Below are 21,791 nucleotides of genomic sequence, written 5' to 3'. Positions count from 1 at the left end.
ATGAGTCAGCCTTCCTGCTTGGGCTCTTTTGAATCCGGGGAACTTTGTTTTTTGGGCGCTTTTCGCCCGATCCAGTAGGACTGGAATTTTACGAATTCCATGTTCTCCCATTTGGGCTCCTCGGGATAACGCAGCACCAGTCGGTCGGCTGATGTCATCTTTTCCATCCACGGCGCATACTCGTCGATTAATCCGTCGCTAAACTGAATTCGACGCAGTGTTTTAAGATCTTCCGGGGGCATCAGCCCCGATTCGAATCCCAGGATGAAGCGATAATGATCGTTGGGGTTTCTGAAGTAGAGTTTGTAGAACACACCCATGTCCGATGCGTATAATATTCCCCCGCGGTCGGGCAGCACGCTTTCGAAGTCAGCCACGGGGCGCGTTAACAATGAGTCCTTGAGGTTGCGCGTGTAGCGGCTTCCGACATCTCCGGTGGTTCCAATATAAAAAGCGGCCAGAACCGGTATCGCGACGCCAAGCCTCGCAAAGCTGTTCAGATTTACCTTGGTGCTGAGTATGATAAATTGCCGGCAAATCCACACAGCCATTGCCGGAACCGCCCAGTCTTCCATGAACCTGCATACCTTGAGGCCGAGAATCGCGCCAATGACGGCCAGCCAGAAATCGGGTTTTTGCAGCTCCTCCTTTATCTTGTCGCCGCACATCTTGCGAATGATGAGCAGCACAATCATGGCAATCCAAACGGAGTCCGAGATTGTGATCGGTTGAAACTCCGTCACCAAATTTCCCACCACAATGTTGTCCGACAAAAACGCCTGGAAGAGCTGGAGGACGGGCAGAATGACAATGTCGTAAACGCTTCCGCAGAGTATGCAGGCGATTATTAGCGCGGCAACTGTGCCCGCGGCCAGAATGATTGCCGAGCGAAACTGCCTGCACAGGCACAGCGCCAGAAAAGGCAGCGGCCATACGAACCACACTGACGGGTGAAAACAAATCGACACGACCAAAAGGCCCAAAACCACGCCGAATTCCTTCTGCCACTTCCAGTTTTTAATATTGGGGTTTGTCCACAAGAACAACAGCACCACCAATATGGCCATCGTTATACTAAACGGACGCCCAAGCAGCAGTCGGTAAAACAGGGATGAGCCGCATGTGACCATCAGCAAACATGTGCACATCCAAGCCAGCGTGTTGCGCGACGCGATTGCGCCCGCGACCATGAAGGTGATGAACGTCACGCAGAACGAAAAAAACACCAAGTTGTCCTGCGCGGCACCGGTTTTGTTATGCACGCCGCGCAGCACGGCATGCCATGCGGGATGGCTGTCCATGTCCTTGCGGATGGTTGAATTGAAGACGAGCACATCGCCCCAATCGCGGCTGTCCACGGCATAGGCCGAGTGCCGCAGCGCGTCATCCTGTGGCAGGTAACCCAGTTCGCCAATCTTGACGGGAGCCAAAATAATCACCGCGTAGCAAGACACCACAATAAACAGTTTTATCAGAAAATTCAGGGATTCTTGATTCGAACGAGTATTCATGAAATTCAAAATGAAATGTGCATGACGCGCATTGTGCGCGCCTGTTTTTGCAAAATATAAGCGAAGTAGTAGAGTTGTGAAAATTTAATGGTTCAACCACAAACTGGCTTTTCGTCTATCCTGACATTCCGCGACAGCTTGTGCGTTTTCGTTTCCGATTTGCCTGTGCCAAAAACAGGCTTGCGCCCGCGCGTTGCTTCGCCGCATGTTCCACAAATCCGGCATTTGTGCCGGATGTTCTTTTCACACCCGACACATCACGCTCAGGGCACTGGGAAAAGCCGTGAAAACCGGCTACAGTTGCGCTGCGGTAACGCATCAGTCCAGACCATCGTTCGCGTCTTAAACACGCGATAAAACCAGTCGGCCTCCCGGTCGGCGAAGGAGATGGCGAGGCAGGCGGCGCGTCCGATTTCGAAAACGCAAAACCACGTTTCACGAATCGCGCGCGCCCCGGCACATGCGGAGTCCGAATATCCACCCTTGGGCGCTCACGCGGCCGGCGCGAAATTTTTGCGCGCGCCGACCCCGCGAAATCTTCATCGCAAAAATGAAGCGTGAGAGCAGTGCCTCGAGTTCGATTGCGCGCCACAAAAACGCAGGGCGCGCAACGAGCCCTGTCTGCTCTTGCCACCAACCAAGAGAGACAGACCCGTGAACCAACACAAAAACCGTTCGCTGGCCCGCGTCCGCGCATTCCGCGCATCGGGGCAGCTTTTTTCATTCGCGAACATCGCGGCCGCAGCCGCGTTCGCCCTGATCGCCACCGCCGCCACCGGCCCCGCCGCGCGCGCCCAAGCCGCGTCCGCTTCCGCGCCGCAACAACAGCCCGACACCGTTGAGCTCGAAGCCTACGTGGTGTCCGCCTCGCGCACCGCGCAAAATGTCAAACTCACGCCCAGCAGCGTGACCTCCATTTCGCTCTCCCACATGGAGAACTTGCAGATTCCCGATCTGCGCACCGCCCTGCAAACCATCCCCGGTGTCAACGTCTCTGAAACCGGCGGCGCGGCCGGCAGCCAGTCCGCGATTCACATTCGCGGCGCGAGTAAAAACCACACGCTTTTTCTCGTCGACGGCATCCGCATGAACGCCGAGGACTGGACCAGCGACTACAACAATTTTCTCGGCGCGTCCGGGCTCGCCGGCTTGGAGCGCGTCGAGATCCTTCGCGGCCCGCAAAGCACTCTTTACGGCAGCGCCGCGCTCGGCGGTGTCATCTCGCTTGAAACCGCCCGCGGACGCGGCCCCGCGCACGGCATGATCGCGGTCGAGGGCGGTTCGTTCGCAAGCATCGGCGGAGTTGCCGCCGTGGCTGGCAGCGTGCCCGTAACGACCGGATTTTCCGCGCAGCCGCAATCGCTCAGTTACAGCGCCGCGCTTTCCGCCTCCTACACGGAAAACGACCGCGACAACAACGATTTCAGGCAGTTCAGCGGCTCCACGCGCCTCGAATACAAACTCGCCGACCGCGTCACCGCCGGTTTCACCTATCGCGGCCTCAAGTCCCGCTACGAGGAGCCCGGCCCGGTTTACAGCCCGGGCGACGCCGGAGTCCTCGATCTCGATGTCAACATCGCCACCGTTTACGCGGCGTGGAATCCCGTCGAGAACTTCGACACGCGCCTCACCTACGGCTGGGTTCAAAACATCTACGACTGGGACGCCTCCTGGCCGTCCCTCGCGCACAGCACGCGCAACGTCCTCGACTGGCAAAACACCTGGCGGGCTCTCGATCAGCTCCAGCTTGTCGGCGGCGTCAACACCGAGTGGTCGCGTTACACTTCGGGCGGCGAGACCGAAAGCGACCGCCTTGTCTCGGCTTATGTGAACGCCGTCGCGAACCCGCTCAAAAACCTTGAGCTCACCGCCGGTGTCCGCGTTGACGATTACAACACCTTCGACACGCGCGCGACCTGGCGCGCGGGCGCGGCCTATCGTATTGAAAAAACGAATACAACCGTTCGCGCCACCTACGGCACCGGCTTCAACGCCCCCGCGCCCCAATACGTGCGCGGCGGCGGATGGTATGTGGAAAGCCCCGACCTCAACCCCGAAAAATCCAAGGGCTGGGACATCGGTTTCGAGCAGGATGCCTGGAATGATCGCATCACCTTCGGCGGCGTGTTTTTCAGGAATGATTTCGATAACAAATTTGTCGCGAATTACGACTCCGGCAGCGGCCTCTACAAATACACGAACATCCCCGCCGCCACGACCAGGGGTGTCGAAGCCTATGTGTATGCGCGCCCGATCGACCGGATGGGCGTTCAGATTGCCTACACCTATCTCGACACGCGCGACAGCAACGGCGCGCGTCTCATTCGCATGCCGCGCCATGTGTTTTCGGGCGACGTCAATTATCGTGTCACCAAGGAGCTGATGGTTGGCGCCGGCGTCACCTTCGCCTCGGGGCGCCCGAGCGAAACCTACAGCGTTTACGATGCATATTGGAATCCAACAACGGTCGTGCAGCGGATGGGCGGTTACGCGAACGTCCGCCTCTACGGCAGCTACGAGGTTTGCTCCGGCTTGAAACTCAAGCTGCGCGTTGAAAATCTCCTCGATAAAAAATACGACACCGTCGCCGGTTATCCCGCATTGCCCGTCGGCGTGTTTGGCGGCATTGAGTGGAAATTCTGAAAATGGAACAATTACACAAGGTAGGGCGAAGCCTCCGGCTGAGCCGCAAACAGCGTTCGCTGCTCAAACTGTTTCGGCTCACCGGGGACGGTTCGCCCTGCCTTGTTGTTTTTCTCCTCCTCCTTTTCACCCTTCACCTTTCACCTTTCACCCTTCGCGTGCTTGCGGACGCACCGCGCCCGCAAGCACGCGTCGTTTCCCAAACCGTCGGCAACGACGAGTTGCTCCATGCGGTCGCCGATCCCGGGCAAATCGCTTGCCTCAGCCACCTTTCGCGCGACTCCAGTTTTTCCGCCATCGCCCGGGAGGCCGCCGCGTTTCCCAGCCTCCAAAAAAACGCCACCGCCGAAACCATCCTTTCCCACGAACCGACGCTCGTCATCTTCAACGATTACAGCCGTGTCGAGCTCGTCGAACAAGTGCGGCGCGCAGGCGTGCGCGTGATCGTCATCAGCAAATACTACACGCTTGAGGACGCGTTCGATAATCTCCGCATGATCGCGCGAGAACTCGGCCCCCGTGCCGAGGCCCGCGCCGAGGCCATCATTGCCGACGGCCTGCGCCGTGTCGCGGCCCTTCGCGAAACACTCAAGGGCGCCAAACCCGTTCGCGTCATCGCGCCCTCTACCTACGGCCTCATTCCCGGCGACCAGAGCACGTTTCAGGACCTTTGTGATTACGCCCGCGCCGAAAATCTCGCCTCCACGCTCGGACGTTTGCACGGACACCAGGCGCCGCCCTCGGAGAAAATGCTCACATGGCCGATCGACAAAGTCGTGCTCATAGGCGCGGACAAAAACGCCGCGCTTGCGCCTTACGAAAAACTTCCGCCCTATCAATACATGTCCGCAATCCGTGAAGGCCGTGTCGCGCTCCTCGAACCCTGGCAAATAAGCTGCGTCTCCCACCTGCGCATCGGCGCCTACGAACGGCTGGCGCGGGAGCTGCACCCGGCGCGGTTCCCGCTAATGAATAATGGAAAATGAAAAATGAATAATGGGGAAAACAACTCATCCGGTGGAAGGGAAAGCGCAACGGCCGCAAAGCGTGCGCGCCCTTCGCATCAGAGATCATTCTTCATTCTACATTTTCCATTATTCATTAGCATAGTCCTGCTCGCGGGACTATGCGTCGTCTCGCTCTGTGTCGGCGACATGAACCTCTCGCCCGCGCGCACGCTCGACGGACTGCTCCGGCGCGACGAGCTCGCCACGTTTGTCATTTGGAACATGCGCCTTCCGCGCCTCCTTGTTGCGATGCTTATCGGCGGCGCGCTGGCGTCGAGCGGACTCGTCATGCAGGCGTATTTTCGCAACAGCCTCGCCAGTCCCGGGCTCCTCGGCGTGAGCGCCGGCGGCACGGCGGGCGCGGTCGTTGCGATTGGGGCGGGATTCGCGGCGGGCACGTTTTTTCTCCTGCCGTTCGCATCCATCGCGGGCGCGTTTATCGCGACGGCGTGCGTCATCGCGCTCGCGCGGCGCGGCGCGGGCACCGAGCGGCTCCTGCTCGCCGGCATCGCGCTCAACGCCATGCTCGGCGCCGTTTCCAGTTACGTGCTTTCCAACGCCACGCTCACCTACGAGCGCAACGCGCAAATCCTTTTCTGGCTTCTCGGCGGGCTTGAGGATCGCACGTGGGAGCACGTCATGATGGCGTCGCCAATCCTGCTCGCCGCGCTTCTGCTCTGGCCGCTCGGCCGGCAAATGGACCTCCTCAGCCTCGGCGCCGACGAGGCGCAAAGCCTCGGTGTCGATGTGCGCCGCCTGCGCGGCTGGCTGCTCGTGCTCTCGACCGTGCTCACCGCGCTTGCGACGGCGGTCACCGGCACGGTCGGATTTGTCGGACTCGTCGTGCCGCACATCTTTCGCCTGCTCGTCGGCCCCGAGCACCGGCGGCTTGTTCCGCTTTCGCTGGTTGGCGGCGCGGCCTTTGTCGTCGCGTGCGATCTCATCGGGCGCGAAGCCGGCGGACTGCGCATCGGCATCGTCACATCGTTAATCGGCGGGCCGTTTTTCCTGTGGTTATTAAGGAGGCAGGCATGAGCGGAATTTTCGATTTTCGATTTTGGATTTTGGATTGGGAGCTCCCGCTCCATTTTCGATTTCGTTTCCGCGCGGCAGCGCGCAATCGAAAATCGAAAATCGAAAATCGAAAATTCCCCACCCCATCCCTCTGATGTCCGACGCGCTCACAATTTCCAACGCCACGGTTCCCGGCCGAATAACGTCCGTCAGCCTCGCGCTTGCGCCCGGTGTCATGGCGGGACTCGTCGGACCCAACGGCTCCGGGAAATCCACGCTGCTCCAAGTCGCCTCCGGATTGCTTTCGCCCGGGCCCGGCGACGTGCGGTGGAGCGGTGTTCCGCTCGCGCGCATTCCGATTCTCGAACGCGGACGCCGCGCCTCGTGGGTGCCACAGGAGGCGCATTTCGAGTTCGGCTTCACCGTGCGCTCCGTCGTGGCGCAAGGCCGTTACGCGCACGACGACGACGGCAAACACGTTGACGAGACACTCGCCCGGTTCGATCTCACCGCGCTCGCGCACCGTCCCGTCACCCGGCTCTCCGGCGGCGAACGCCAGCGCGTGCTCCTCGCGCGCGCGCACGCCACCGCCGCGCCCCTGCAACTTTGGGACGAACCGCTTGCCGCGCTCGACCCGCGCCACGCGCTGAAGATTCTCCTGCTTGGCAACAAACACACGCGCGCCGGCGGCACGCTCCTCTTTTCGCTGCACGACCTCCGCATGGCCTACATCCTCGACATGGTTGTGGTGATGCACGAAGGCCGTCTCCGCGCCGCCGGCAAACCCGCCGACGTGCTCACGCCCGAACTCCTCCTCGAAGTCTTCGGCGTCCGCGCCGAAATCACCTCAAGCCTCTCCTTCGCGCTGCCCTGAAAAATTCCAGTCCCGACTTAAATCGACTTGGGGCGACTTAAGTCGATTTAAGTCGTTTTCAAAAAATGAAACAAAATCACACACCTCAAACCACCGCCGAAAAAACCGGGCCGCAAACCGAGGCCGAGCACGCCGGGCACATGAAAGCCGTTCAGGCCGACATGCGCGCCAAGCTCGAAGCGACCCGCGAAAAACGCGGCCTCGTCATCGTGCACACCGGCAACGGCAAGGGCAAAAGCACCGCGGGCTTTGGCATGGTCGCGCGCATGCTCGCTCACAAACGCAAATGCGCCGTCATCCAGTTCATAAAATCATCCAACGACGCCGTGGCCAAACTCCTCGACGGCCCCAACCTCCGCTGGCACCACGTCGGCGAGGGTTTCACTTGGGACACGCAAAATCGCGACGCCGACATCGCCCAATGCCGCGCCGGCTGGCAACTCGCGCTCGAGCACATGCGCGACCCCGAAATCTCGCTGATCGACCTCGATGAAATCAACGTCGTCCTCGACCTCGGCTATCTTCCCGTTGACGAAGTGCTCGCCGCGCTCCGCCAAAAACGTCCCGACCAGCACATCGTCTGCACCGGGCGCAACGCCCCCGCCGCGCTGATCGAGCTCGCCGACCTCGTCACCGAAATGCGCGAAATCAAGCACCCCTTCAACACCGGCGTCCAGGCGCAGGCGGGCATCGAGTTTTGAAATTTTCGATTTTCGATTTTGGATTGGGAGCTGCCGCTCCATTTCCGATTTCGAGATCGCGCGGTAGCGCGCAATCGAAAATCGAAAATCCATCCACCAATCTCATGTCACACACTCCTCCCCTCATTCCTCCTCTCGCAAACGAACTGGAACCTGCGCTCCGCGCGGCCATCGACAACAAGACCAAGCCGCCCGGCTCGCTCGGACGGCTTGAGGAAGTCGCGCTCCGGCTTGGCCTCATGCAGGGCACGCTCGCGCCCGCGCTTCGCGCTCCGGCGTCGCTCGTGTTTGCGGGCGACCACGGGCTTGCCGACGAGGGAGTGAGCCCGTTTCCCAAGGCCGTCACCGTGCAAATGGTGCTCAACTTTCTCGCGGGCGGCGCGGCGATCAATGTCTTCGCGCGCCAGCACGGGCTCCACCTCAAGGTGATTGACGCCGGTGTCGCCGGGGCGCTGCCCGAGCATCCCGATCTCATCTCGCGCAAAGTCATGCCCGGCACGCGCAATGCCCTTCGCGAACAAGCCATGACTCCCGCCGAGGTCGAGCTCTGCTTTGCGCACGCCGACCGCATCATTGGCGATCTTCACGCGCGCGGTTGCAACGCCGTCATCTTTGGCGAAATGGGCATTGGCAACACCTCCATCGCCTCGCTGCTCATGAGCGCGCTCACCGGCACTCCGCTCGAGGACTGCACCGGGCGCGGCGCGGGGCACGATCCCGCCGGGCTCGCGCGCAAAATCGACATTCTCAAACGCGTGCAGGCGCGTCACGGCCCGATCACCGATCCGCTCGCCGCGCTCGCGGCCTACGGCGGCTGCGAAGTCGCGATGATGGCCGGCGCGATGCTTTCCGCCGCCTCGCGCCGCATGCTCGTGATGAACGACGGTTTCATTGTGACAAGCGCGCTGCTCGTCGCCTCGCGCATCAACCCCGCCGTTCTCGACTACACGATCTTCGGGCACACGAGCGCGGAGGGCGCGCATCCGAAACTTGTTTCGCTGCTCGGCGGCAAGCCGCTCGTCGCGATCGACCTGCGTCTCGGCGAGGGAACCGGCGCCGCGCTCGCGTGGCCGCTCGTCATGAGCGCCGCCGCATTCCTCCGCGAAATGGCGACCTTCGAATCGGCCAAAGTCAGCAACAGGGAATGAGCGCAACGAAGGCGCAGGGGGCGCGAAAAACAGATTTTTTCTTTGTGCCTTTTGCGCCTCTTTCTTCGTTTTAAACCATGTCTTTCCTCCAAACTGAGCTTCGCGCGCTGCATTCCGCGGTGATGTTTTTCACGCGAATTCCGATGCCGTCGTTCAAGGACTACGATCCCGGCGACCTGCAACGCTCGTCGGCTTATTTTCCGCTGGTCGGCTGGCTCACGGGCGGCGCGGCGGCGCTCGCGTGGTGGGGCGCGATTCAAATCTGGCCGCCCGCAATCGCCAGCGGCGCGAGCCTTGCCGTCACGCTGTTGCTCACCGGCGCGTTTCATGAGGACGGCTTTGCCGACATGTGCGACGGCTTCGGCAGCGGCGCGCCGAAGGACCGCGTGCTCGAAATCATGCGCGACTCGCGCATCGGCGCGTTCGGCGCGATCGGGCTTGTCGTCATGCTCACGCTCAAATGGCAGGCGGTCGCCGCGCTGCCGTTGCAACCGGCGTGGCTCGCGCCCGCGCTTTTGCTCGCGGCGCACACGGTGTCGCGCGGCGCGTCCGGCACGCTCATGACCACGCTCGCGTATGTGAGCGAGCAGGGGAAGGCGAAACCGCTCGCCACCACGCTGCGCGGCTGGCGCCTGGTGATTTCGCTTGTGTTCGCGCTCGCGCCGCTCGCGCTGCTGCCGGTGCGTTTTTGGTGGACGCTGGTCGCGGTTGCCGCCGCGCGCGCGGTGATGGCGTGGCTCTGCAAACGCCGCATCGGCGGCTACACCGGCGACTGCCTCGGCGCGACCCAGCAGGTTTGCGAGGCCGCGTTTTATCTCTGCGCAATCGCGCTCGTTTGGGCAAGGTAGCACAGACATTCCTGTCTGTGCCGTGAAATCACTCGCGCACCGAACACAGACAGACCCAGCCGGAAATATCCGTGCTGTTTTTATGAATAGTGCGGTATTCACTTGCGTTCAAATTGCGCTGACGAAAAGTCCTCGCGAACCTCATCAATCCCATGCCCCACGAACGCGATCTCGTCGGCCTCGGCGCGGATATACACATATCCCGGAGAAATCTTCCCCACTGGACAATCAGCGCAAACACCGGGGCCGTTTATTGGATCACTTTTAGACTCGCTGATTCCATCCCGCAGGAAACGCTGCGCACATGGCGAAACAGCTTCAACGTTTGGAAACAAGCGCATCCGCCGCCGTGGGATGCCGCGGTTTGGGCCGAATATGACGAACGCTTCGGCAAACATTATGAAGCATGGCTCGATCAGGGCAACGGTTCGCGCGCGCTCGCAAAATCCCATGTTAGGGACATTGTCATCAACTGTCTGGCACGTTTTGTCGGCGAACGTTTTTTGCTGCATGCAGCCGTGATCATGCCCACGCACGTCCATGCTTTGATGCAGCCGCTCCATCATCACACAATCACCGCGACTCTAAAGGGCATCAAGGGCGCGAGCGCGAGAGCGGCCAATCAACTGCTCGGCACAACAGGATCGTTCTGGCATGACGAGAGCTACGACCACATTGTTCGCAGCAATGAACAGCTTGCACATTACTTTCGCTATATTGCGGACAACCCGCGCAAGGCCGGCCTGAGTTTCGATGAATACTGGCTATACAAAAAATAAAGCGGCACAGGCACAGACAGGAATGTCTGTGCTACCTTCCCGGAGCGTTTCCCGCGTTTTTCTCATCCGCCACACGCGTGTCGATGTCGCGCCGGGGGTTTGCTACGGGCAAACCGATGTGCCGCTCGCGTCCACTTTTGCCGATGAAGCCGCGACCGCGCTTTCACTCATGCCCTGGAGGCCGTCCGAAATTTGGACGAGCCCGGCCTCGCGCTGCACGCGGCTCGCGGAGCGTTTTGGCGCTTCCAATATCCGCGTCGATCCGCGCCTGCTCGAGCTCGATTTCGGTGAATGGGAGAACCGCGCGTGGGAAAGCTTTCGTTCGCCGCGGAGCGAGGCGTGGGCGCTCGACCCGATGCGCGTCCGTCCGCCAGGCGGCGAGACGGGCGCGGAGCTGCACGCGCGCGTCGGCGGGGTTCGCGACGAAATTCTTTCGCGCATCGCGGCGGATGAAAGCGGCGCGTTGCGCATCGCAATCATCACGCACGCGGGCGTGATCCGTTCGTGGCTCGCCCATGCGAGCGGGCGCGGCCTGATGGACTTTTTCGGCGAGCCCGTGCCGCATGGTTCGCCGCTGGCCGCCGCGTGAAGCGTTGACACTTATTTTCCGCAATCGTTCTCTCTGCGGGACAAAACTTCGTCATGTCGCGCCCGGCTTACGTTCTTCAAATTTTGAGTGCACGCGTGCGTTTCGCACGCGGCGCGGTTGTGTTGGCGGTTTTGTTTGCCATTGCGTTTTTGTTTTCCGGCTGCGCCCACGCGCCGCTCAACCAGCCGCTCGACAAGGACACGCCGCCTCCCGAGAGCCTGCGCGCGCCCGCTGAAAACACAACCGACCTCGCCGTTTTTCTGTTTTTTTCCGGCGGCGGCAAACGCGCCTCCGCGCTTTCCTACGGCGTGCTCAAGGCGCTTGCCGACACGAGCGTTTCGCTCGACGGGCACGCGCACCGCCTGAGCGACCGGATTGAGTTCATCTCGTCCGTTTCCGGCGGCAGCTTCACCGCCGCCTATTACGGCCTCTACGGGGATCGCATTTTCGAGGACTTCGAAAAACGCTACCTCAAGCACAACACCGACGCCGCCCTCAGCCTGCGCCTCCTCAATCCCTACTGGTGGTTTCGCCTCGGCTCCGGTTACTACGGACGCAGCGACATGGCCGCCCGCTACTACGACAAGCGCCTCTTCAAGGGCGCCACCTTCGGCGATCTCCTCAAAAACGGAAACCGTCCCATCCTCTCCATCAACGCCACCGACGCGGGCAACGCCGAGCAATTCTCCTTCACGCAGACAACCTTCGACCTGATCTCGTCGGACCTTTCCCGTTACCCCATTTCCCGCGCCGTCGCCGCCTCGTCCGCAGTGCCCGTCGCGCTCACGCCGGTCACGCTCAAAAACTATTCCACCAAGACCTCCTCGGCCACCTACGTCGATCCGCTTCTGCTGCCCGCGCGCAAGACCGACCCGTTGCGCCCCCTCACCGAGCGCGAGCAATACCTGCGCAAAATCATGCGCTCCTACACCGACGCGGGCGAGCGGCCCTTCATTCACCTCGTTGACGGGGGCATGTCCGACAACCTCGGGCTGCACGGCATCATCGACGCGAGCGTGATGCTCGGCGGCCTGCACGAATTGATGGCCCACGTGCGCATGAAACCGCCCGAAAAACTCCTCATCGTGATCGTGAACGCCGAGGCGCGGCGCGGCGGCCACCTCACCGACGTGGAACGCACGCCCGGCTCGCTCGAAACCATGAGGCAAATAAACGACATCCGCGGCAACCAGCGCAACGCGCGCACGCTCGAGTCGCTCATGCACCTCGTCGAGGACTGGCAATACAGGGACCGCCCCTTCACCGCCGCGGCGCAGCTCGCGCCCGAGTTTTACATCGTCATCGTCGATTTCGAAAAACTTTCCGACGACAACGAACGCGAATTTTTCCAAACCCTGCCGACTCGTTTTCACCTGCCCGACAAAACAATAGACCGCCTGACAGCCGCGGGCGGAAAAATCCTGCGCGACTCGCCGGAGTTTCAACGCCTCCTGCGCGACCTTGCCGGAGACAATCGCGGGAAATGAATCCAGCGGGCACCCCGGAGGCAAAACCTGTTACGATTGCGCGCGACGGAGGTTGTCAGCGACGATGGCGGCGGCGATGGCGGCGTTGAGTGATTCGGCGCGGCCGTGGCGGGGAATGGTGACAAGTCGCGTGACCGTCGCGCGAACTTCCGGCGTGAGTCCGCGTCCCTCACTGCCGACGACAACGACGGCATTGTGAAGGGGCTCGAGCTCGTGCACATCGCCGCCGCCGAGATCGCAGCCGAGAACGGGCGTGTCTGCTTGCGCGGCCTCGATGAGAACGGGGGCGATCGGAGTGGCGACGGCGCGCACGCGCGCGAAGGAGCCCATGCTGGCGTTGATGACTTTTTGCGAAAAAAGATCGGCGCACCCGGGCGAGCAGACGACGCGGTCGAAGGCGAACCAGTCCGCGATGCGCAGGAGCGTGCCGACGTTGCCGGGGTCCTGGATGTCGTCGAGCGCGAGTGTGAGTCCGCGCGCGAGCTCGTTGTCGGCGAGCGCGGGGCGCGCGATCGGGCCGACGGCGAGCGCGGTGCCCGGTGTCGGGTAGTGGCTGATGCGCGCCATTTCGGCCTCGGTGACGGGTGTCGCGTTTTGGGCGAGCGTCGAGTCTGGCGTGGCGTAGATTTCCAGGAAGGGGAATTTTTCGCGGAGGAGTTCGGCGATGACTTTTTCGCCCTCAACGACAAAAAGGCCGAGCGCCTCGCGATGTTTTTTTTCGCGGAGCGAGCGAATGCGGGCGATGTCGGTTTTGAAGAGCATGGGGGTGGGAATTTTCGATTTTGGATTTGGCAGACTGTCGCTGGCGCTCGAAACGATTTTCGATTGGGAGCTTCCGCTCCGTTTTCGAATTCGGCGCCGCGCGGTAGCGCGCAATCGAAAATCGAAAATCGAGAATCGAAAATTCGTTCAGCGGGATATTTTCACGAAGTTGCGGTAGATTTGCAGGCCGCGCGCCTGGCTTTTTTCGGGGTGGAATTGCGTGGCGTGGCAGTTGCCGCGCGCGATTGCCGCGGTGAACGCGCCGCCGTAATCGCTGGTGGCGAGCACGACCGAGGGATCGGCGGGCGCGCAGTGGTAGCTGTGCACGAAATAAAACGCCTCGCCCTCGGGCTTGAGCCCGGCGGCGAGGGGGGAGTCGGGTTGCGTGAAGCGCACGGTGTTCCAGCCCATGTGCGGGATTTTGTATTCGGGCGGAAGCTCGAAGCGGACGACTTTGCCGGGGAGAATGCCGAGGCCGCGCGTGTCGCCTTCCTCGGAATATTCGAAGAGCGCCTGCATGCCGAGGCACACACCGAGGAAGGGGCGGTCGGCGGCGATCCACTCGCGCACGGTGCCGGCGAGGCCGCTGGCTTGCAGCGAGGCGACGCAATCGCGGAGCGCGCCGACGCCGGGCAGGACAAGCCCGGTGGCCGCGGCGGGCAGCTCGGCGGGCGTGCGTATGACGTGTGTGGCGGCGCCAACGGCCTCGATCGCCTTGGTGACGCTGCGCAGGTTGCAAATGCCGTTGTCGATGACGGCGATGTGTGTGGTTGCGGTGTCTGTCTGGTCGTTGTTCACGGACGGAGAAAAGGCGCGTATGTTTTTTTGAGCGGCGGTTTAAGTCGACTTAAATCGAGCCGCGACGGAGCGTGGCGGTGAAAAAGCCGTCGGTGTTGTGCTCGGCGGGGAGAATGGTGGTTTGCCGCACGAGTGTGAAATCGGCGTGCGCGGGATCGGCGAGGAAGGCGGCGACAACGTCCTCGTTTTCGCGGCGGCTGAGCGAGCAGGTGGCGTAGATGAGCAAGCCGCCGTCGCGGACGAGCGGCGCGTGGCGGCGGAAAATTTTTTGCTGGAGCGCGGCGGCGTCGCGGATGGTCGCCTCGGTGGTCGTGTATTTGAGGTGCGGGGCGCGACGCCATGTGCCGGTGCCGCTGCAAGGGGCGTCCACTACGACTACGTCGTGGGATTTTGGATTGCCGGACGCAAGCGTGGGTTGGGGGACGATGCGGATGTTTTTTATGTTTGCGCGGGCGGCGCGGGTTTTGAGTTCAGCGAGGGCGTCAGGGCGCGGGTCGGTGGCGTCGATTTGTGCGTTGGGGAAGAGGCGCGCGAGTTGGAGCGTCTTGCCGCCGGCGCCGGCGCAAGCGTCGAGAAAAAGGCTGAAGGACTGAAGGGCTGAAGGGCTGAAAGATGCGAGCGCGGTCGGCAGGATGAGTTGCGAGCCGAGGTCCTGGATTTCGAAAAGGCCGCGTTGGTGGGCCTCGGTTTTTGTGAGGTCGGGGTCGTTGGCGGCTTGGAGTTCGATGGCGTCGGGGAGGACGGGCGAGGCGCGCCATGTCCAGCCGCGCGCGGTGAACTCGGCAAAGACGGGCGCGGGGTCGTCGGTTTGCAGGCGGAGCCAGAGCGGGGCGCGCGTGTGGAGCGCGTCGATGTTGGGCGGCTCGAAGGCCGCCGGACAATGCTCGCGAAACCACGCGGGGAGAAGCGCGGCGGGTTGCTCGCCGAGGAGCGCGGCGCGTTCGGCGATGGTGGCGGGCGCGGGCGGAAAGTTGGCGAGGAGTTGCTGTTTGAGGGGAAGCGTGCCGGGGGTGTCGGGGGCGAGCCAGAGAGCCAAATGCGAAATGCGGAGTTCGGAATGCGGAATGAAGGACGGGCTGGCGTGGGTGTTTTGGGTTTCGAGCCAGGGCAGGTGGCGCAGCGCGGTGTAGATGAGCTCGCGATAGAGGCGGCGGTCGCGGGAGCCGAAGCGTTTTTCCTTGGCGAGGCGTTGCTGGATGCGCGCGGGGAGGTTGCGATCGGTGCGGATGTGGGGGCGGATTTCGTCCCAAAGTGTTTCAAAGGTGCGTAGCTGGTTTTCGGCGCGCGACATGGGGGTGTTAATTACGGATTACTAATGACTGATTACTAATTATGAATGACGCGTCGGGTGGGTGTGCCGTGCTTCGGGCGCATGGGTGTTTTCCATTAGTAATTTGTAATTGGTAATTCGTAATTTCTCAAAAATTCATGAGGCGAACCTCGATGCTAAAGCCGAATTTGCTTTCGCGGGCCTGGCCTTCGTAGAGCGAGATGCCGTAGCGAATCGTCCAGAGGTTGTGGCCGAGTTTTTGGATGATGCCGAAGCTGCGTTCGTTGAAGCGATGCTCGCGCGCGTCGTAGCGCAGGCGCGCGTAGGCCTGGTAGGTTTCGTTGAGGCGGTAGCGGCCCTCGGCAATGTATTCGTTGATCTGGCCTTTCAGATAGTGCGTGGACAGGCCGGCGGACCAGAGCGAGCCGTCGTTGATTGAGAAACCGGTGTTGATTTCGCGGAGTGTGAAATCCTGCGGGGTGAAACTTTGGTAGAGGTTGAAACGGAGCCACGGCGCGGGCATGAGCGCGAGTTCGGCATGGATGGCGGAGAGGTCGTGCTCGCCGTCGGGCGCGGTGCGGTCGAGGCGAAAATCGGCGGCGAGGTTGAGCATGGCGAGGTCGCGCGAGCCGTATTCCTTGTCGCGGGTCTGGAGTGTGTTGTCGAGGCCGATGCGGAAGGTGTTCGTGGAGCTGATTTGGTCGATGTTGCGAATCTCGCCGAGGCCGAGAGGCTGGAGGTAGGTGGAGAAAGATTGGTCGTCAACGGGCGGAATATAGGCCGAGCCCTTGTCGGCTTTCGGGATGTAGCGGTAGGAGAGACGCGGCGTGACGAGGTGGCGGAGGCCGTCGATGCCCCATTTTTCGTTTTTGTAATCGAAAGTGCCGGCGGCGCGGAGCGTGGCGTCGAAGCCGATTTCGCCGAGGTAGCGAGTGTAGTCTTTTTTGCCGTTGGCGTCGGCATAGTGGGTGACGCGCGCGCCGAACACGGGGGTGAGCGTGGCGATGTCCTTGTAGGCGACGGGGCGGTAGAGCGCGTAGTAGGCGTCGAGGCGGTTGCTGTCGATGCTCGCGGGCAGATAAAGCGGCGAGTCGTCGGTGAGCGAGGCGGCGCTGGCCTGGCCTTTTTGATAAATCCCCTGCACGCCGATGAGGGAGGGGAGGAGGTCGAAGCGGACTTCGGGAAGGCGTTGCTGGACGGGGTAGTAGGAATTGAGCTGCGCGCGGGCGAAGACGGAAATGATGAAGTTGTCGCGCGCATAGTCGGCCTCGAGAAAATTGTCCGGCTGCTGCACGGGATAGAACTCGTTGCGCCTGAAATCGCGAATGATCTCGGAATCGCTCCAGTAGTTTATCTCGCCAAAAACACGCAGGTTGGGGGTGACGCCCTGGCTGTGCCGCCACGTGACGAATCCCCGGTCGGCCGGCACGGGGCGGTCGAGGATGTCTGTGAGGCGGTTGCCGTTGTCGTGGATGTAGCCGGTGTTGAGCGAACCGGTCATGCGCCCGCCGCCGGGCGTTGCGATGTCGTAGGCGGCGGCGGGGCCGAAAAGGACGCCGCGCTTGGTGTAGTAACCGACATTGCCGCCGAGCCGGAGTCCGTCGGCGACGGGCACAAGCGTGCCAAGGTCGAGGAACGCGCCGAGGTTGCCGCGATAACCGATCCTGCCGCTGGTGTTGCCGATGAAGGAATTCCCTCCTACGCCCTGCGAAAGGCGAGGCAGCTTGATGACGGGAACCGCGCCGATGCCGATGCGTGTATTCGATGTGTGGATACGCTGGTCGGGCCCGCTTGTGTAGGTGAGCGAGCCGGCGCCGAGCTGCGGGACAAAGACGCCGGGTTCCTGATACGATACGGTGGCCTCCGTGAGCGTGACGGCCTGCGCGGAGCCGGACGCCCTCGCGCCCGAAATGTAGTAGGGAAACTCGCCGAGCCGGGGCGCCTCGACGGAGAACGTGCCGTCGGCGATGTTGTAGACGAGCTCGTCGGCCAGCATGCGCATGGGGCCGCGCGTGAAAACGACACGGCCGCGCGCGACGGCGGTGTTGCCCGCGCGGTTGTAGCGCAGCTCGTCGGCGGTGAGGAGCGCGATGCCCTGGGTGAAACGGGCGTCGCCGGTGTAAACGATGTCGCGCGTCGCGCGATCAGTGCGCACATTGCCCGCGGTGAATTCGAAATCCTGAAAAGCAAACTCGCGCGCGAGCGCGGACGCCGTGCGTGACACCGTCGCCGTGCCGTCCGCAAAAACGCAGAGCGGCGGCAGGGTGAGAATAAAAATGGCGAAAAGGCGACGAATCACGATTCGCGGGAGCAAAGTGAGACGCGGGCCGGCGTGCAAGCACGGGGTTTTGCCGCGAGCGATCATGGGTGTGGCGTGTTGACTCGCCAATGCAGAGGTGTAGCGTGCGCAGTCATGAAAACCTTCATCGCCATGTTTGGCATCGGAGTAGTGGAGCTTTGCGGAAGTTTGTTTTCCGCGCCGGAGATGGATCGCACGGATGAAATTTTCAACAGGGCGGGGTTTCCCGAGATGCGCATTGAATCGGTGGCAGAAGGACGGATAATGCCGAGTCGCGAGCGCTGTTTTTTCGCCAGGTCGCAAAAAAAGGTCGTGCTTGGCGGAGTGCTCGGCAAGTGCACGGTTCGTGAGTCGAACATGGATGGACGTGACGAGAGGTGGACTGTCGCGCCTGTTGAAATTATCCCGAAAAAATCCAGCAGGATTTCGCTATTATTAGATGCTGGTAAATCCAACGAACTAAATGATCTGCCATGCGAGTGGTCGGTGGATGATCCATTGATTGATTGGGTCAGCCGCCGGACGCCTGTGGCGTTTGTGTCGAGAGTAGATGCGTTTTTTCGCCGAGCCATTTTGAATAGATCTACAGCGCCCAATTTCGTCCTGATCACTGTCGTAAATGACAATACAAATGAGGCTCGGGTTGTGTGTGTGGAGGCGCCATTTCTGCTCGGGGCAATTCATAGGGAGAACAATATTCCTTATTCGGATGAGGGTGTTCGGAAAGCGTTGGACTTGGCTCTCGCGAACAAGGACCAAGTGTTTCATTTTTCGAATCAGGAAGCACTGGCGAACATCAATCCGCATTATGGTGATGTAATACTTGATGCAATGCGTGTTGTGTTGAAAGATATTCCTGATTCAGCGTTGAAAAATGGGTTTCGAGGACATGGGAGCGATTTGGATAATTTGTATATGAGGCAGGAGGGTGAAAAATATAGCGCATATCGGAATGCTATTGCGCATGTGCTATTAGAACGAGGTCTGTTGCCCGGTCGCGGATGTTTTGCGGGGCATCTCTTTATTGCTGAGTGATTGAGGAGATTATGATCCCTTCATCCAAATCCCCCCGACATGTGATCGCCGCGAAAAGGGACGCGCGAAAACTCACGCGCGACGAGATCGGCGCTTTTGTGCGCGGCGCGACCGACGGCTCCTGGGCCGATTACCAGTTGAGCGCGATGCTCATGGCAATTTGTATTCGCGGGATGGATACGGACGAGACCGCCGCGCTCACGGAGGCGATGATGAACTCGGGCACGGTCGCGGATTTGCCGGGCGTTCGCCTTCCCAAGGTTGACAAGCACTCGACCGGCGGGGTGGGGGACAAGGTCTCAATCCACCTGGCGCCGATGGTCGCGGCGTGCGGCGTGGCGGTGCCGATGATGAGCGGGCGCGGTCTCGGGCACACGGGCGGCACGCTCGACAAGCTGGAGTCGATTCCGGGGTTTCGCGTCGGGCTCACGTTGCCCGAGTATCGCGCGCAAATGGAAACGCTCGGCGTCGCGCTCATCGGGCAGACCGCCGAACTCGCGCCCGCCGACAAAAAACTTTACGCGTTGCGCGATGTGACGGGCACGGTTGAAAGCATCCCGCTTATCACGGGCAGCATTTTGTCAAAAAAACTCGCCGAGGGAATCGACGCGCTCGTGCTCGACGTGAAGTTCGGCGCGGGCGCGTTCATGAGGGAAAAGGCTCGCGCGCGCGAACTCGCGACGACGATGGTCGCCGCGTGCCGCCATCTGGGCAAACCCGCGCGCGCATTGCTCACCGCGATGAACCAGCCGCTTGGCCGCGCCGTGGGCAACGCGCTCGAAATCGCGGAGTGCATCGACTGCCTGCGCGGTAACGGCCCGGCGGATTTGATGGAGGTCACTTATGCGCTTGGCGAACAGATGTTGTTGCTCGCGGGCGTGGCGAAGACGATGGGGGAGGCGCGCGCAAAATTGGAAAACGCAATCGCGAGTGGCGCGGCGTTGGAAAAACTGCGCGCGCTCATCGTCGCGCAAAATGGCGATCCGCGCGTGGTCGATGATCCGCCGGGGCATTTGCCGTCGGCGAAACATCAGGAGGCGGTTGTTGCCGGTTCCGGCGCGGGCGGTTATGTCGCGGGTGTGGACGCAATGGGTGTTGCGTTGGCGGCGTTGCGTTTGGGCGCGGGCCGTGTTCGCGCGGAGGACAAGATCGACCATGCGGTTGGCATTTCGAAACTCGTGAAAGCGGGCGAGCGCGTGGCGGCGGGCGACACGCTCGCGGTTATCCATGCGAATAACGAGGACGCGCTTGCGGAGGCTCACGAAGGCGTGGCGCGGGCAATCACGTTTTCGCAGGCGCCGGTCGCGGTGGAGGCGTTGGTGACCGAAATCATTTAAGGGGGGGCGCCGTGGGGACGCACCTGACATGCGACCTCTTATACCAACATCCTTATGTTTTCAGACTATTCAGGGTAGGGCGAACCCTCCGGGTGAGCCGAAGCCGTGAACGGCTCACCCGGAGGGTTCGCCCTACCAAAGTCCAAAAGCTCGTAGACGTTGGTATTATGCGAGAGACTGTGTGCGAGCGTATGCACAAAGCGGGCGACCACGAGGACGCACGCAAGGTGCGCCCCTACGCGAAACATCATGCGTTGCGCGCATGAAAAAAGGCGGCTTTTCAGCCGCCCTTTTGAGGGTGAGATTGTGATGCTGCCGCAGGATCAGTTCACAGGCACGATGAGCGGCTTGTATTTGCCGACCAGCCAGTTTTCCACGGTGATCGTCTTGGCTGCCGCGCCGGATTGGGCGGTGGCGTTGGACATCGGATCGAGTGTCACGGTTTGTTCGCCGACCTTGATTTTGGCGGGGATGCTGCTGCGGTTCACAAAGATCAGGTTTCCGCCTTCCTTTTTGATTTCAACGCAGGCGTCGAAGAGCTGGCGCACCCATTTTTCCTGTCCGAAAATCATGTTCGCGGCCCAGCCGATGGTGCGCTTGGCGAAGAACGCCTCGCGAACCGATTCCAGGGTTTTTTCCTTGGCAAAGATCAGCGTGATTGGGCGCAGGGGATTGCGCACGCCATACATGTCGAACTCGGGCGGGTGGATGTCGCTGTTGGCAAAAACGGCGAGGTTTTTGTCGGTGCACCATTTTGCCACGACGGGATAAAACTGCTTGCCGTTGAAAGCCTCGATGCCGTGCATCCAGCCTTTTTCATACATTTCCGTGTGAACGTCGGTGAAGGTGGTCGGCGCGCCCTTTTCGATGCCGCCGCTTTTGGGCGCCTCCCAGCCGGGATGGTTCCAGAGCAGGAAGCCGCCTTGCGCCACGGCCTCCTTGAACATTTCGCGGAAGTCGTCCTGCTTCGCCGCGATCTTGTTCACGTCGGTGACGAAGAGCGCGTTGACGTGGCCGGGGGGCATTTTGCTTTTGGTGATCTCGGTGCCGCGCACCAGAAGGAGCTTGCGCTTGCCGGCTTCGACCTTGGCAATCTCGTAGGAGAGGTTGTAGTCCTCGGTCCCGTTGAGCAGGGGGAAGTTGGTGACTTTGCCGGCCTTGTTCTTGCGGGGGACGCCGCCGACAAACGGACGGTATTCGATGTGGTCGGTGATGGCGATCACGTCGAGGCCGTTGCCGTCGGCCTCGATCACGCGCTGGGTGGGCCAGACGCGTCCGTCGGAGAAAAGGGTGTGGATGTGGAAGTCGCCCTTGAGCACGCGGAACTCGCCGACGTTGGGGATGGTGATGGTGCGCTTCGCCGGTGTTTTGCTGAGCTCCTCGCCAAAGCTCACCGTGTAGCTGATGTCCGGGTTTTCGCCGGGTTTGGGCGTCACGCCCTTTGCGAGGATGGTTTGCGGCATTGCGCAAAGCGCCAGTCCGCATGCCAGAAGCGTGGAGTTTTTTAGTAATTTCATGGGTTTCGTTTTTTTTGGGTGTGAGTTTGCAATGCAACAGTTTGGAAAAATTTGGGCAATGGTAATGTTTATGCGGGTTGGGGTAAGAGGGGGAGGAGCGCACATAAATCGACGCGAATTGATTTGAGTTGCATCGATTTAAGTCGAAATGGACGGATGCACGCCAAAAATC

18 protein-coding genes are annotated in these 21,791 nt (G+C 61.2%); 12 read left to right on the top strand and 6 right to left on the bottom strand.

Annotation, left to right across the window (positions count from 1 at the left end):
• Positions 1–5: 5 nt before the first annotated feature.
• Complete coding sequence (locus M2447_RS04980) at positions 6–1,511, bottom strand: hypothetical protein (protein WP_277557666.1); 1,506 nt, start codon at positions 1,509–1,511, stop codon at positions 6–8.
• Between the two features lie 654 nt (positions 1,512–2,165).
• Between M2447_RS04980 and M2447_RS04975 the strand changes: the two genes are divergently transcribed.
• The 10 genes from M2447_RS04975 to M2447_RS04930 all read left to right on the top strand — a co-directional run bounded on the left by M2447_RS04975 (position 2,166) and on the right by M2447_RS04930 (position 12,601).
• Entirely contained in the window at positions 2,166–4,154 is a 1,989-nt protein-coding gene (locus tag M2447_RS04975; RefSeq protein ID WP_277557665.1) for a TonB-dependent receptor, read from the top strand.
• Positions 4,155–4,156: 2 nt separating this feature from the next.
• Complete coding sequence (locus tag M2447_RS04970; protein ID WP_277557664.1) at positions 4,157–5,140, top strand: ABC transporter substrate-binding protein; 984 nt, start codon at positions 4,157–4,159, stop codon at positions 5,138–5,140.
• Positions 5,141–5,233: 93 nt separating this feature from the next.
• Complete coding sequence (locus M2447_RS04965; protein WP_277508225.1) at positions 5,234–6,196, top strand: iron ABC transporter permease; 963 nt, start codon at positions 5,234–5,236, stop codon at positions 6,194–6,196.
• 133 nt (positions 6,197–6,329) lie between these two features.
• Positions 6,330–7,049: an ABC transporter ATP-binding protein gene (locus M2447_RS04960; protein ID WP_277557663.1), complete on the top strand. Its 720-nt coding sequence runs from the start codon at positions 6,330–6,332 to the stop codon at positions 7,047–7,049.
• Between the two features lie 65 nt (positions 7,050–7,114).
• Positions 7,115–7,750, top strand: coding sequence for a cob(I)yrinic acid a,c-diamide adenosyltransferase (gene cobO / locus M2447_RS04955; RefSeq protein ID WP_277508086.1), 636 nt, complete (start codon positions 7,115–7,117; stop codon positions 7,748–7,750).
• A gap of 104 nt (positions 7,751–7,854) precedes the next feature.
• On the top strand, positions 7,855–8,898 hold the full coding sequence (cobT, locus tag M2447_RS04950; RefSeq protein ID WP_277557662.1) for a nicotinate-nucleotide--dimethylbenzimidazole phosphoribosyltransferase: 1,044 nt from the start codon (positions 7,855–7,857) through the stop codon (positions 8,896–8,898).
• Positions 8,899–8,975: 77 nt separating this feature from the next.
• Positions 8,976–9,746 carry an adenosylcobinamide-GDP ribazoletransferase gene (locus M2447_RS04945; RefSeq protein ID WP_277557661.1) on the top strand — a complete coding sequence of 257 codons (771 nt, stop codon included), beginning with the start codon at positions 8,976–8,978 and terminating at the stop codon, positions 9,744–9,746.
• Positions 9,747–9,898: 152 nt separating this feature from the next.
• Positions 9,899–10,525, top strand: coding sequence for a transposase (locus tag M2447_RS04940; RefSeq protein ID WP_277557660.1), 627 nt, complete (start codon positions 9,899–9,901; stop codon positions 10,523–10,525).
• 28 nt (positions 10,526–10,553) lie between these two features.
• The gene (locus tag M2447_RS04935; RefSeq protein ID WP_277557659.1) at positions 10,554–11,114 is read left to right on the top strand and encodes a histidine phosphatase family protein; all 561 of its coding nucleotides are present in this window, start codon (positions 10,554–10,556) and stop codon (positions 11,112–11,114) included.
• Positions 11,115–11,209: 95 nt separating this feature from the next.
• Positions 11,210–12,601 carry a patatin-like phospholipase family protein gene (locus M2447_RS04930; RefSeq protein WP_277508080.1) on the top strand — a complete coding sequence of 464 codons (1,392 nt, stop codon included), beginning with the start codon at positions 11,210–11,212 and terminating at the stop codon, positions 12,599–12,601.
• Positions 12,602–12,631: 30 nt separating this feature from the next.
• Here the strand turns inward: M2447_RS04930 and M2447_RS04925 are convergent, their stop codons facing one another.
• The 4 genes from M2447_RS04925 to lptD all read right to left on the bottom strand — a co-directional run bounded on the left by M2447_RS04925 (position 12,632) and on the right by lptD (position 17,730).
• Positions 12,632–13,363 (bottom strand): TrmH family RNA methyltransferase, encoded by a 732-nt coding sequence (locus M2447_RS04925; protein WP_277557658.1) that lies wholly within the window; start codon positions 13,361–13,363, stop codon positions 12,632–12,634.
• A gap of 147 nt (positions 13,364–13,510) precedes the next feature.
• Positions 13,511–14,161, bottom strand: coding sequence for an imidazole glycerol phosphate synthase subunit HisH (gene hisH / locus M2447_RS04920; RefSeq protein ID WP_277557657.1), 651 nt, complete (start codon positions 14,159–14,161; stop codon positions 13,511–13,513).
• 49 nt (positions 14,162–14,210) lie between these two features.
• Entirely contained in the window at positions 14,211–15,452 is a 1,242-nt protein-coding gene (locus M2447_RS04915; protein ID WP_277557656.1) for an RsmB/NOP family class I SAM-dependent RNA methyltransferase, read from the bottom strand.
• Positions 15,453–15,579: 127 nt separating this feature from the next.
• Positions 15,580–17,730, bottom strand: coding sequence for an LPS assembly protein LptD (gene lptD, locus M2447_RS04910; protein ID WP_277557655.1), 2,151 nt, complete (start codon positions 17,728–17,730; stop codon positions 15,580–15,582).
• 114 nt (positions 17,731–17,844) lie between these two features.
• Here lptD and M2447_RS04905 point away from each other — a divergent pair, with 114 nt between their 5' ends.
• Positions 17,845–18,765 (top strand): hypothetical protein, encoded by a 921-nt coding sequence (locus M2447_RS04905; protein ID WP_277557654.1) that lies wholly within the window; start codon positions 17,845–17,847, stop codon positions 18,763–18,765.
• Positions 18,766–18,806: 41 nt separating this feature from the next.
• The gene (locus M2447_RS04900; protein ID WP_277557653.1) at positions 18,807–20,102 is read left to right on the top strand and encodes a thymidine phosphorylase; all 1,296 of its coding nucleotides are present in this window, start codon (positions 18,807–18,809) and stop codon (positions 20,100–20,102) included.
• Positions 20,103–20,425: 323 nt separating this feature from the next.
• Here M2447_RS04900 and M2447_RS04895 read toward each other — a convergent pair whose 3' ends face one another.
• Positions 20,426–21,619 (bottom strand): hypothetical protein, encoded by a 1,194-nt coding sequence (locus M2447_RS04895; protein ID WP_277557652.1) that lies wholly within the window; start codon positions 21,617–21,619, stop codon positions 20,426–20,428.
• Between the last annotated feature and the right edge of the window lie 172 nt (positions 21,620–21,791).

The organism is Ereboglobus sp. PH5-10, assembly GCF_029504735.1.
GTDB lineage: Bacteria > Verrucomicrobiota > Verrucomicrobiia > Opitutales > Opitutaceae > Ereboglobus.
The sequence above is the reverse complement of the archived record's forward strand: the minus strand, read 5'-3'. Positions and strand labels throughout refer to the sequence as shown.

Excerpts from the sequence above, each read along its gene's own strand:
- M2447_RS04970 (WP_277557664.1), top strand. The coding sequence starts at position 4,157 with ATGGAACAATTACACAAGGTAGGGCGAAGCCTCCGGCTGAGCCGCAAA.
- M2447_RS04945 (WP_277557661.1), top strand. The coding sequence starts at position 8,976 with ATGTCTTTCCTCCAAACTGAGCTTCGCGCGCTGCATTCCGCGGTGATG.
- M2447_RS04895 (WP_277557652.1), bottom strand. The coding sequence starts at position 21,619 with ATGAAATTACTAAAAAACTCCACGCTTCTGGCATGCGGACTGGCGCTT.
- M2447_RS04905 (WP_277557654.1), top strand. The coding sequence starts at position 17,845 with ATGAAAACCTTCATCGCCATGTTTGGCATCGGAGTAGTGGAGCTTTGC.
- M2447_RS04925 (WP_277557658.1), bottom strand. The coding sequence starts at position 13,363 with ATGCTCTTCAAAACCGACATCGCCCGCATTCGCTCGCTCCGCGAAAAA.
- M2447_RS04980 (WP_277557666.1), bottom strand. The coding sequence starts at position 1,511 with ATGAATACTCGTTCGAATCAAGAATCCCTGAATTTTCTGATAAAACTG.
- M2447_RS04960 (WP_277557663.1), top strand. The coding sequence starts at position 6,330 with ATGTCCGACGCGCTCACAATTTCCAACGCCACGGTTCCCGGCCGAATA.
- M2447_RS04915 (WP_277557656.1), bottom strand. The coding sequence starts at position 15,452 with ATGTCGCGCGCCGAAAACCAGCTACGCACCTTTGAAACACTTTGGGAC.
- cobT (WP_277557662.1), top strand. The coding sequence starts at position 7,855 with ATGTCACACACTCCTCCCCTCATTCCTCCTCTCGCAAACGAACTGGAA.
- cobO (WP_277508086.1), top strand. The coding sequence starts at position 7,115 with ATGAAACAAAATCACACACCTCAAACCACCGCCGAAAAAACCGGGCCG.
- M2447_RS04940 (WP_277557660.1), top strand. The coding sequence starts at position 9,899 with ATGCCCCACGAACGCGATCTCGTCGGCCTCGGCGCGGATATACACATA.